Below are 11091 nucleotides of genomic sequence, written 5' to 3'. Positions count from 1 at the left end.
TGGCCACGGACCTCTCCGGCATTTCCTCCAGGGCCTCCGCCACCAGCAATTCCAGCAGCCCACAGGCATTAAGCCTTTCCCTGATCTCCTGGGCCGAGGCCCGGCTGCGCACATCTTCCTTCAGTTGGTAAAACAACCTGGTCAGCATGCCTGCCTGGTGTTCCAACCCCGGCAGCGGGTTATGCATGACCACCTCATGGATGGCAGACAGTTCAAGGGCCTCCCTGGAAGGAATTTCTTGAAGGGTGCCCTCCGGAGAATTTTCCCCGACAGCCAGCTGCAGGCCGCCGGAATTTACCTCCACAGCCTTCACCGGCAGGTTTTCCTCCAAATAAAGGGCCAGGGCTTCGGTATCCAGGCGGATGCGGCCCAGGTTGACCGTACCGGTCAGTTCCAACCTCACAGCATCCTCCGGCGACGCTCCCAGGACCCGAAGATTTTCTGTAATGTCTGCCTGAATGGCATCCATGGCCCGCTTGGTTTTATTGCTGTGGGGAGAGCAGTCATAGCGCAGGCTGAAGACTTTTCTCCTGGGAACCGCCACAATTTCCACCCTTTGCAGGGGGCATGTCCGGGACGGGTCCATTTCCACCACCGCCATGCCCCGGGGTTGTCCGTCGTAACGGCACTCTTCCAGACGGACATGTTCCGGGGAACCGGGGTTGACGGCCCATCCCCCGTGGTTCATGGGTTTGTGAATGTGGCCCAGGGCCAGGTAATCCACGCATTGGTGGAGGAACTCCAGGTTTTCTTTGGAGAATCCGCCGCCTTCTTGTACCACATAGTCAGGCCCGGCATGCAGCAGCATGATCGACGCCCCGGGCTTACCGTCCTGCTGCCAGCCTGTGAGGGTTTCAGCAATCAGGCGGGCCCTTTTAATGGTGCCGGCGCCCAGGTAGCCCGCACCGACAATGCGGACTCCTTTGAAGTCGATGTAGGAACCGCTTCTTTTCCGACCATCCCAGGGTGTAATCAGCGGCCCCTCGGATGTGAAGGGAATGGATAACAGGTGGATCAGTCCGATATCATTTAAATACCGTACCAGGTGTGTGACTCTCCGGTAACGGTGGCCCGGTCGTGGTTGCCTTCAATGGCAAAGACAGGAACCCCCGCTTCTTGAAGGGGCTTCAGACAGGCGGTGGCCTGCTGCAAAACAGGGGGCTGGATGCTGGGAGAATCATAAAGGTCCCCGGCAATAAGCAGGGCGTCCGCTTTTTGTTCAATGGTATACCGGACAATCCAATCAAGGGCCTGTGCAAAATCCGAATCCGGCAGTTTGCCGCCCAGGCGCTGCCGGCCCAGGTGAATATCCGAACAGTGAATAAATTTTACCGTGGCCATAAATTGCACTCCTTCAGCAACTTGTACTGGTTCAATTATATCCAACCCGCAGTCTGATTGCCAGGTTCTATATCTAATGCAAAAAATTGGAGCGGCTGATGCCCTGGATTTTCTGCGAGCTTCTTCCTTCCAGGGGTATACTATCCAAAAAAGTAATTATGAAAAAACAAAAGGCCCTCCACCAGGTGAAGGGCTTTTTGTCTTACTTGTTTTCTACCTGTGCTCTGTCACGGAACAGGGTGGGAATTAAAATAATGCCGGAAATACCTACTAAGCTGTAGATAATTCTGCTTAGCAAAGAGGCTTCCCGTACTGCGTCCCCACCGAGCAGGGCAGCAACCAGGTCCCAGCTGAAAAGGCCAACCAGCAACCAGTTTAATGCGCCTACGATGACCAGCACCAAGGCAATTCTGGATAACAATTCCACCGTTATCACTCCTTGATGAAAAAATATGATTACGATGAGTATTGTTACCCAATTTGTTAATTGTTATACACTTTAAACCAAAAAATTAGATATCAGTCAACTATTTTTGACCAGAGCAATTATTTATACATTGGATCCGTCGTTATTTTAAAGAAATACTCTATCCCCTACTCTCGCCCTGCCGGGGCAGGGGACGTTTCACAGGATTTAACTTCTATCTCCTAACAGCCTATTTCCCTTCGAAGCGGTCAATAGGCACTTACCGGTCAGCCTTCCTGAAACCCGCAGCCTCTGCCTCTGCTTCAGTCGTAAACCAGACCTCAGGCTTGGTTCTTTCATAGTTTGCCTGTTCCGGCAGGTGATAGATTTTATCCCCTTTTTTGTTGATATTCCCTTTGATAAGACCCCGGCCCCGGCTGTCAACATATTCTTTGTTCTGGCCGGTCGACCCTGCCGCCGAAGTCGCTCTTGCAGTTTCCACTTCAATTTTCTTCCCGTCGGAGGTCATGACAATGGTTCCCGCCTGGGAAGTGCGGTAAACTTTGATTTGGGCCGCCGCCAATTTTTGCAGCGTCTCCCGGTGCGGGTGCCCGTAGTCATTGTTCTGCCCCACGGAGATAACCGCCATTTTCGGTGATACCGCCTTCAGAAACTGCTCTCCGGTGGAAGAACTGCTGCCGTGATGACCGATCTTTAAAACTTCCGCCTTTAGGTTGTATCCCTTTTTCAGCATTTCCTGCTCCGATGTCCCTTCGGCATCCCCCGTTAAAAGAAAGCTGCTGTCCCCAAAGGTCACCTTACAAACAATGCTGTAGTCATTCAGTTCCTCATAGCCGGTGCCATTGGGTGCCAAAATGTCCACCCGGGCCTCACCCAGTGTGAAGGTCTGTCCTCCTTGGGCAGCGGTGGCTTTCAGGTTTTTCTCTTTGACAGCCAGTAAGACATCTTTGTAGGTTTGGGTACTGTGATTCACCTTTGGCAAATAAACTTTGTCAACGGTAAAGGCATTTATTACATGATCCATGCCCCCCACGTGGTCCTCGTGGGGGTGGGTCCCCATAACGACCGACAGCTTTTTAACTCCCTGCTGCTTAAGATAATTCTCCACCCCTTCCCCGTCCTCATTGTTACCGGCATCAATCAACATATTTTCCTCGCCCGCCTGCACCAGGATGGCATCGGCCTGCCCCACGTCGATAAAATGTACCTTCAGAATACCGGGCTGGATTTTAGGCGCCTCCGGCTTTACGGCATCCCGGGCTGCCTGGCTGCAGCCAGTAATGAAGATTAGTAATCCTAATGCAAGAACAATAAACCTTCTCATTTTCTCTTCTCCCTTGTTTTTATGTAACAAATCTTATTATACCATTAACCTTCAAGCGGTGCCTTCCCTTAGGTTTGCTAAACATTTTACCCCCGATGGAGCAGAAGTATAATAAAATCGTGACACTTTTGTAACATTTATGAGACTAGATTGTAAAACTTTCTGGTTATGATATAAACAAAAGAAAGGAGATGAGGACATGAACAAGCGCATGATCCTGGTAGGAATGCTGATCCTGGCCATTGTCGCTCTGGCGGTTCCCGCCGCCTTTGCAGCCAGTGACGCCGACGCGCAGGCCAAAGCATGGTTTGACCAGATGTTTGCAGCGAAAAAAGCCTGGGTTGATCAGGCGGTGAAAGACGGACGCCTGACACCGGAACAGGGGCAAGCCTGGAAACAGCATTTTGACCAAATGAAGGAATTCCGTGCCAAGAACGGCTATACCTGCCCCGGCGGCGGTGGCGGTATGGGTTGCTACGGCATGGGACCCGGCGGCGGTAAAGGCATGGGCGGCGGACGATGGATGAATAACCCGCCGGCGCAGCCTCAATCTTAATCGAAAATTGGATCAGCGGTCCCAGAGGGCCGCTGATTGTTTTAGCGGGTTGTTTTCAGAAATTCGGAGATCCCCCGGCCGATGGCCCCTGCCAGTTGATCCTGGTAGTCCGGGTCCTGCAGCCTTTCTCTTTCCTCCGGGTTGCAGAGCCAGCCCGCCTCGATAATGATGACAGGAATGTTTAAATGCTCAAAAAGATAAAAGTGATCCGCTCTCGGCCTTTTAGACATACCGGATAGTTCGTTCATTTCTTTTTGAATGATCCTGGCCAGTCGGACACTGCCTTGATTGTTCTGATCATAATAAATAATGGCTCCCCCGTCCTGACCCAGTCCGGTATTTACATGGATACTGACAAAAACCTCCCCGCCCAAACTGCGGGCCATTTCAATCCTTTGGTCCAGATCCTGCCGCTCTGCTTCTTTTGTATAAACACCGTGCTTTGTAAAATCAACATCTTTATCCCGGGTAAATTTTACTTCATAGCCTGCAGCATGCCGGGCCACCCGTTTGGCAATGGCCAGGTTAATGTCCTTTTCCATAACCCCCGCCCGGCAGGCCCCGGGATCAGTGCCGCCGTGCCCGGGGTCAATAATGATTGTACGCTGTTCCAGGGGTTTTCGTTGGGGCTTGGCCGCTCTGTTCTGGGCCTCTGATTTTACCGCCATTCCCTTTAAATAAATCCCCAGAGGTAAAAGAATAAGTAAAAGACCAAGCAAGATCCAGTAATACCTGTGTTTTTTATAAGGTTCTTTTATGTACATTTTCGTTACCCTTTTCTTACTTTGAATTCTGCCTTTTCTAGTTTAGCTTTTTAGGAGACCGGTAATACATCCATGCACGAAAAAAGCACTGCCTGGGCAGTGCTTCCATTGATGATTGCCTGTGGATTACAGGAACCAAATCAGCAGTACGATAATCGCAATTATAAGCAGGAAAAGAAAAACGCAGCAGATAATAGGCAGCCAGTAGGTCGTGGAGCAGGATTCTGCATAAGGCATCGTATCAACCCCTTTTTTTCTACCAATCTATGAAAAATCTAATTCAATTGTGATTCATAAAGATTTTCCTTGGTAAGCTAAATATAAACAACCCTGCCAAAAAGCGGCAGGGTTTATACTTCACCTTGTGTTTTAACAGGGGAAAATTCCTTGATACTCCTGTTGGCCCACTTAATATCGCTGGCTACCGCAGACACGTACATAAAGGCATGTAAAAAGTCGGCACCGGTCATCCTGGTGTGCCACCGGTCGATAAAATAGCTTAATTCTTCCCAAAACTGCTCATTGAATTGTACCGGTACCAGGGGTTCTCCCTGCAAAACATATCGATGTAAATCATCGTTTAATTTCTCAAAGGAGTGGATGCCTCTCTCCAGCATGCCAAGAACCATGTAAAATTCATTGGATATAGGGGGATCTCCCCGCTCTTTTCGCCATTCCAACCGCTGCAGGGTGGCGCTGTATATTTCCTGGCTCTTATAAAACAATTTAACATTAAAGTCCAGGTATTTCTCCCATAAATCCTGTTTCTCGCCGGGAACATGTTTCAAATAGTGATTTTGTTCCTTGTGTAGTTCAAACAGGTCTCTTGTTGTTCTCAGAAGGTCTTTGATCTCTGTCCGCTTTACTTCATAGTCTTTCGCACTGATTGGCTCAAGTTTTATAAAGCCCTTGACCAACTCCACAAAAAACTTTGCCGATCCTTCATTAAATTTTCCCAGGTGGGATAAAAAACTGCTGCTGTAGCGTGGCTGAGGCAAAAAGCTGTTGATGAACAGGGCAGCGCCCAACCCGACAAAAATGACATAGGACCGGGTAAGGGCATGGCTTAAAAAATCTTGCTGCGGTGCGTCCAACACAAATATCCCGGCCACAACCCCCATGGATACACCCTGTTTAAGATTTAATTTGACATTGGTGGTAATAATGATGATGGTCGCCAGCCCGATAATCAGGGGGCCGGTGCCAAAGGCATAACCACAAACGACGGCGATGATCACCGAGATGACATGGGTTAGGACTTGTTCCACAGCGTTCCGAAAGGAACGATAAATGGAAGGTTGGACATTGATGACGGCGCTTACACCTGCAAATACTTTTGGATCCAATTTCAGCAGGGTGCAGATATACACTGCCAGAGCCACGGCTGCTCCCGTTTTAAGTATTCTTGCCCCCACAAAGGGAAAGATTCTGTTTATATTCATCCGGTGTTTAATGATTCTCCTTTATAACCCTCGTAATACAGTGGGCAAGGTTTATAAAACCCTTAAAGCAGAGAAATGATTCATTTACATTGGATAGTGATAAATAAGGAGTTTTGCCGGTATTCGTGAAAACCTGGCTGTCATCCCCGACAATCAAGTCAATGCCGCATTCTTTGATTAAATGTTGCAACGCCTCCGGCGTAGGATAATGTGTTTTATCGGGGGGACTGACAACAACCATTCCCAAGTCATCCAGTATACGACCGATAATTTCACCGTAGTAGCCATTTAACAACAGGTATGCCTTTTTTCTGTAAAGTTCTGCCCCGTAGTGGTTGATACCGTTGGTAACAAATGCGAGTCCCTGTCGAATCACCCGTTCGGTTTCAGACTGGCGTAAACTCATCACCATACCTACATCTCTCAATGCCCCCGCGGTTTCAGAGGGACCCATAAAGGAAACGGTTAAAAAGGACGGTCAAAGCGGCTTTGAATCCTTTTTTGTATCATAACCTCACTGGTTGGCAAATGGTTGATATTAATGTTTACGCTTTGTAAAACAACTGATTTCATGTGTTCAGGCGGGAGATAGTCTGCTACAATATCCAATTCCAGTAACAACTCTTTAACCGTTTGAATCTCTTTTTGATTTTGAAAGTCGCCAAAAAGATTAGCGGCAAACAATGTCTTGTTTTGTAAAGAGAAGTCAGCTTTTAGTGCTTTCATTGTACCACCCCCGTAGAATTAGTCCAACAAAAAAGGTGCTGATCAAAAATCTTCAGCACCTTTGCTTAATCTGTTTTTATTCCGTTTTTTAGATTATACCACCCGCCATTTAGTCCATCAACCAGTTCTCTAGCGAATCTTGTTGATTATTTAAAGAAAAATGGTTAGCCCAAGGGATAAGCTTCTGCCTTTCTACAGGAAAACACCTGAATTTCCCTGTACCCTGTCTTTCTGGCCAGTTCAAGAGCTTTGGGGAAATCCGCCCCTACATCTCCTGGGCAGTGGGCATCTGAGCTGATCACAATGGGAACACCCTGTTTACAGCAGGCCTCCAGAAGCAGCGGGTGCGGGTAGATTTCTCCTACCGGTTTTCTTAACCCGGCGGTGCTGATCTCGATACAGGTGCCGTTTTCGGCCAGGATCTTTGTCACCCGGTTGTATTGTTCAACAAGAAAATCCATGTTGGTTGGCACATATTTAAAGATCTTTGCCAGATCAAGGTGACCGGCGATATCAAACAGCCTGCTCCGGGCCAGGCGTTCAATGTGATCAAAATAGGCTCGCCAAACATCTTCAACGTTTCGCCGGTCCCATTCCTGCTTCATTTCCGACAGGTCGATTCCCCACTCATCTATCCAATGCACCGAACCTATGACATAGTCAAAGGGATAGCGGTTTAGGAATTCTTCAATTTCCTGTTCCTTCCCCGGAAAGTAGTCCATCTCAATGCCAAACTTAACCTTGATCCCTTCTTCCCGGGCCTTCATAATCATCGAAAGGTAATCTTCCATTCTTTGGGTCTGCCTAGGCTCTACCCAACCATTCCAGAAGATCGACCTGGTCTCAACAAACCTGTAGGCATGCTCCGAAACCCCCCACTCTTCGATGCCTGCCGCCCCGGCCTGCCGGGCAAACTCACGCAGCCAGTCTACGGTGTAAGGTCCCTGCTCCACATGAATATGATAATCTGTTAACATGCTTTCACCAACTTTTGCGCTCTTATAAAGCCAATCATATAAGCACTTGAGAAAAAAATCAATAAAATCGGTCTGTATACATGTCCGTTATTGAATGTAGCTTTTGTCCAAACTTTTTATGTTTTCTACTTGATAATCTGGTAAAATAAAAATATCCTTACTGTGATTTAAGATTGGAGGAAATAATCGATGTCCCACCTCACCAAAGAAGGCCTGGCAGATCTGCTGGCAAAGGTTAAAGAAGACATACAAAAAGAAAATCAAATTCCGCCTGCATGCTTATCAAAGGAAGAACAGGAACTGCTTAAAATGTATATTCCTATGCAGTTAGGAGAAGAAAGCGCCAAGAAAATGACGGAACTGGTGAATGAAATACGGGAAGGAAAACGCCCTCCACTTACAGATGAGGAAAGACTTGAGCTAAATCAAAAGAACATGGAGGAAAGCTTAATCAATTTCCTAACCAAATTATCTACGGCCGGCGATGATGAAGTAGAAACGATCCGTGAAATGTGCGAATGCATCCGGGCCAGTCGCTGCGGCTTCTAAAGTTACGTTCATAAAAATTGGCATTTGACTTTTCCCAAAAGATTTACTATAATAAACAAGTTGCCGCGGGATAGAGCAGTTGGTAGCTCGTCGGGCTCATAACCCGAAGTCGGAGGTTCAAGTCCTCCTCCCGCAACCATTTAAAGACTCTGCCGAACCGGCAGAGTCTTTCTTCTTTCTAAAGGAAAAACCTCCGAACAGGGAGGTTAAGGTATGGTCTTATTAAGTTAGGCAGTTTTACAAACTACTTTTACTTTCACTTGGTTGTCGGTTGAGCTGTCCTCCAAATATACAAGACAGGGGCTTTCCGGGTTCAGGTTGTATTTAACAATCTCTTCCCAAACCTCGTCAGTTAACTCGCTGGGCTGCAGGGCAATGATTCCGGGCTGGTTATTGTTGCATACCTTGCTCACCAAATCTGTGAACAAGTCACGTTCCTTATTCACATTCACATCCAGCTCCATCCAACATCCTCCTAGTAATAATAATTTAGGGTAATTATTTTACCCTCTGGGTCTATTATCCCAAATTTAACATGCAACTTCAATATTATTTAAGGTTTTAGGCTTGTCTAATTGATGACAAATGTATGACAAAATTATTTCGGTGGACAACCTAGCCACCACAGATGCAGCGGGCAAAATCATTCAAGGCCGTCGCATTGAGCCCGTGGAAACCGGTAGAGAAAACTTTCCCGCTGCCGGTTCTTGCCACCACCGAATAATAGGCCTTCCTGTTCAGCCCCCGGTCTAAAAGGCATTTCAAACTGCAAACAGAAAACAGGTTGGTATCACATCGCTTTATTAGTATACCGCTTTTTATCTCCTCAATCACCCAAAAGATATCCCCATCGTTGTCGTTATTGCATTGCTGGCATAAAGAAAACCCGGAGAGTAACCCGGCCATTTTTTCCTCTGCCTTCTCCCTGTTGCTTTCCCAATTTTGGCCCACAAATACAATATCTTTTATGATTTGCTTTTTTTCCAACTCAATCACCCCTAATGTGTTGTTTATAACAATTCTTCTGGCATAATAACGGAATGTGTTTTTTGTAATCAAATAGTATTTAACAATAACAAAGGAGAACAACAACAAGGAGAACCTGTTTTATTGACTTTGATTATTTTATCATATAAAATAATTACTGCCCGGTGCAAATGGTAGCGGTAAAATTATCTTCTTGTATTTTGCATAGTGCTGTGTTACAATGTCACTTGTTGGCCCAAGAAATGTCCCAGTAGCTCAGCTGGATAGAGCAACGGACTTCTAATCCGTAGGTCAGGGGTTCGAATCCCTTCTGGGACGCCAGTAAAATCAAGGCTTCTAGCGATTTCGCCAGAGGCTATTTTTTTATATTGGTGCCCGATTTCTCCAAACACCTCACCAAACAGCACACTTCTCTCTAATTTATCGACCGCCTTTTTTGGCATACCGGCATAAGGTGTGTATAAATGTCCGAGGCAATACCAATCCCTGCATGACCCAACCGCTCACAGATAAGTTTCAGGGATTCCCCTTGTTTTAGCAGCAAACTTGCATGGGTGTGGCGCAGGCTTTTTAGCCCCTTCCCCCTTTTTCAACTTGCTTCAGCAATATCTAAAAAGATTTCGTAAATTATTGCAAAAATCCTCTATAATGTATAAGGCTCAAAGAAAAAGAAAATAAAAAAGCGGCAAACGCCTTAGTTATTTAACCGTACTTATTTTCCAGAAAGAGTTCAAAAGACATGAATAAACCCGTACCACTGTCATAGTGATACGGGATACTTTTTAGGGAATTTATAAAAGCTACTGCTTGCTTTACTAAGAGTGCTGATCACTAATTTTACTGTTATTTCATTCCTGGACAATATTTCTGCGCATAGCTGGTAAACAGTTGAAGGTGGTGTTGCTCATCCATGATGATTCTTTCCAGTAGCTCTTTAATGTAGGGGTCATCAATCATTTGCTGGTGCATCCTGTAATTCTGGATCGCCATTTTCTCCGCCGCAATATCGGAGGCCAGCCTGTCACAGATGTTCTGCCCGTAGTACACAAAGGATGCATTCCAATAAACAGGTTGGTTATGGGTTAGTGTTCGGTACTCGGGCTCAACCCCCAGCATACGGATGGTTTCGCCAAGCAATTCAAGGTGATGCATCTCTATAATAGAAATACATTCTTCCAACTCCGCTAAATCTTCATATTTTTCCTCAAATGTCAGGTAATGATACAAGTATTGGTTAATCGCAGTCATTTCGCTCACTGCACCCGCGTAATCCTCCAATATAAGCATGGCATAATAATGATTGGGACGAACAACCCTAGGCTCTGGATACGGAGCAGTCAACGCACACCAACGGTTAACATGTTCTGCGCCTGAAATGCTCAAGGATTTATTCTTGATGTCATCACACAAAGGGTACTCCCCTCCTTCCAACTTTGTTTTTAAATTATTTATACAGAGATTGAAAAGGAATATTACAAAAACAAATTTTCCTTATTTTTCATAAATGTATGTGCTGGTCTCGGAGTAGTTAGTTAAAAGACGTCAAAATCAATGCGACCTTCATTTTTATGGTCGCCTTGATTTACTATATACTTTTAACCCCGGCCATCCCTATCTGGCGTTTTGATTTTTCTTTCCATTTGTAGATAAGTAGCCCCAGTGCCAGCAACGCCGTACCCAGGGTGGTCAACTGGGCTGCCTTCAAACCGCCAAGGATCGTCAAGCTGTTGGCCCGCCAGAACCCCAGGGTAAACCGGACTAAGGAGTAAAGCATAAAGTAGGTCAACGCCACCGCACCGTCAAAGGGTTTGCGCCTAAATATTCGCAGCAGGATAAATAAGATGGCAATATCCGCCGCCCCCTCTATGATTTCCGCCGGAAATAGGGGCTGTGCCCCGTAGGCAGCATAGGCGGGAGTTCCTTCCCTATATATAACGCCGACGGGTAAGCTGGTGGGTATGCCGTAAGCGTCTCCGTTCAACAGGCAGCCAATCCTGC

At 46.6% G+C, this 11091-nt stretch carries 14 protein-coding genes, 2 tRNA genes and 1 pseudogene; 4 read left to right on the top strand and 13 right to left on the bottom strand.

Going from position 1 to position 11091, the window contains the following annotated elements; genetic code table 11:
* The 4 genes and pseudogenes from P378_RS21840 to P378_RS12645 all read right to left on the bottom strand — a co-directional run.
* Nucleotides 1-808 (bottom strand): annotated as a pseudogene (locus tag P378_RS21840) (metallophosphoesterase family protein); the annotation flags it as partial.
* Nucleotides 809-1029: 221 nt separating this feature from the next.
* Nucleotides 1030-1341, bottom strand: coding sequence for a metallophosphoesterase family protein (locus P378_RS21835; RefSeq protein ID WP_238473193.1), 312 nt, complete (start codon nucleotides 1339-1341; stop codon nucleotides 1030-1032).
* A gap of 202 nt (nucleotides 1342-1543) precedes the next feature.
* Nucleotides 1544-1768: a DUF378 domain-containing protein gene (locus tag P378_RS12650; protein WP_099083500.1), complete on the bottom strand. Its 225-nt coding sequence runs from the start codon at nucleotides 1766-1768 to the stop codon at nucleotides 1544-1546.
* A gap of 259 nt (nucleotides 1769-2027) precedes the next feature.
* Nucleotides 2028-3092 (bottom strand): ComEC/Rec2 family competence protein, encoded by a 1065-nt coding sequence (locus P378_RS12645; protein WP_099083499.1) that lies wholly within the window; start codon nucleotides 3090-3092, stop codon nucleotides 2028-2030.
* Nucleotides 3093-3291: 199 nt separating this feature from the next.
* On the opposite strand from P378_RS12645, the gene P378_RS12640 reads away from it, so the two are divergent.
* Nucleotides 3292-3648 carry a DUF2680 domain-containing protein gene (locus tag P378_RS12640; protein WP_099083498.1) on the top strand — a complete coding sequence of 119 codons (357 nt, stop codon included), beginning with the start codon at nucleotides 3292-3294 and terminating at the stop codon, nucleotides 3646-3648.
* Between the two features lie 41 nt (nucleotides 3649-3689).
* On the opposite strand, the gene P378_RS12635 is transcribed toward P378_RS12640, so the two are convergent.
* From P378_RS12635 to P378_RS12610, 5 genes are all read right to left on the bottom strand, one after another.
* On the bottom strand, nucleotides 3690-4412 hold the full coding sequence (locus tag P378_RS12635; RefSeq protein WP_099083497.1) for an N-acetylmuramoyl-L-alanine amidase family protein: 723 nt from the start codon (nucleotides 4410-4412) through the stop codon (nucleotides 3690-3692).
* A gap of 350 nt (nucleotides 4413-4762) precedes the next feature.
* Nucleotides 4763-5854, bottom strand: a complete 1092-nt coding sequence (locus P378_RS12625) for an FUSC family protein (RefSeq protein ID WP_099083495.1) — start codon at nucleotides 5852-5854, stop codon at nucleotides 4763-4765.
* Between the two features lie 7 nt (nucleotides 5855-5861).
* Complete coding sequence (locus P378_RS12620; protein WP_180261095.1) at nucleotides 5862-6281, bottom strand: nitrogenase component 1 family protein; 420 nt, start codon at nucleotides 6279-6281, stop codon at nucleotides 5862-5864.
* 38 nt (nucleotides 6282-6319) lie between these two features.
* Complete coding sequence (locus tag P378_RS12615) at nucleotides 6320-6580, bottom strand: hypothetical protein (RefSeq protein ID WP_099083493.1); 261 nt, start codon at nucleotides 6578-6580, stop codon at nucleotides 6320-6322.
* Between the two features lie 164 nt (nucleotides 6581-6744).
* Nucleotides 6745-7557 (bottom strand): histidinol-phosphatase, encoded by an 813-nt coding sequence (locus tag P378_RS12610; RefSeq protein WP_099083492.1) that lies wholly within the window; start codon nucleotides 7555-7557, stop codon nucleotides 6745-6747.
* Nucleotides 7558-7746: 189 nt separating this feature from the next.
* On the opposite strand from P378_RS12610, the gene P378_RS12605 reads away from it, so the two are divergent.
* Nucleotides 7747-8106 (top strand): hypothetical protein, encoded by a 360-nt coding sequence (locus P378_RS12605; protein WP_099083491.1) that lies wholly within the window; start codon nucleotides 7747-7749, stop codon nucleotides 8104-8106.
* A gap of 64 nt (nucleotides 8107-8170) precedes the next feature.
* Nucleotides 8171-8245: transfer RNA gene (locus tag P378_RS12600), tRNA-Met, on the top strand.
* An 88-nt stretch (nucleotides 8246-8333) separates the two neighbouring features.
* Here the strand turns inward: P378_RS12600 and P378_RS12595 are convergent.
* Together P378_RS12595 and P378_RS12590 are read right to left on the bottom strand one after the other, a co-directional pair.
* Nucleotides 8334-8570 (bottom strand): hypothetical protein, encoded by a 237-nt coding sequence (locus P378_RS12595; RefSeq protein WP_099083490.1) that lies wholly within the window; start codon nucleotides 8568-8570, stop codon nucleotides 8334-8336.
* A gap of 151 nt (nucleotides 8571-8721) precedes the next feature.
* A complete protein-coding gene (locus P378_RS12590) occupies nucleotides 8722-9093 on the bottom strand; it encodes a hypothetical protein (RefSeq protein WP_099083503.1) in 372 nt (123 codons plus the stop codon).
* 244 nt (nucleotides 9094-9337) lie between these two features.
* Between P378_RS12590 and P378_RS12585 the strand changes: the two genes are divergently transcribed.
* Nucleotides 9338-9414 (top strand) — tRNA-Arg (locus tag P378_RS12585).
* A gap of 522 nt (nucleotides 9415-9936) precedes the next feature.
* Here the strand turns inward: P378_RS12585 and P378_RS12580 are convergent.
* Together P378_RS12580 and P378_RS12575 are read right to left on the bottom strand one after the other, a co-directional pair.
* Complete coding sequence (locus P378_RS12580; RefSeq protein ID WP_238473191.1) at nucleotides 9937-10503, bottom strand: ferritin-like domain-containing protein; 567 nt, start codon at nucleotides 10501-10503, stop codon at nucleotides 9937-9939.
* A 175-nt stretch (nucleotides 10504-10678) separates the two neighbouring features.
* A partial coding sequence (locus P378_RS12575) for a prolipoprotein diacylglyceryl transferase family protein (RefSeq protein WP_143338484.1) occupies nucleotides 10679-11091 on the bottom strand: 413 nt, incomplete at its 5' end.

The organism is Desulforamulus profundi (assembly GCF_002607855.1).
The sequence above is the reverse complement of the archived record's forward strand: the minus strand, read 5'-3'. Positions and strand labels throughout refer to the sequence as shown.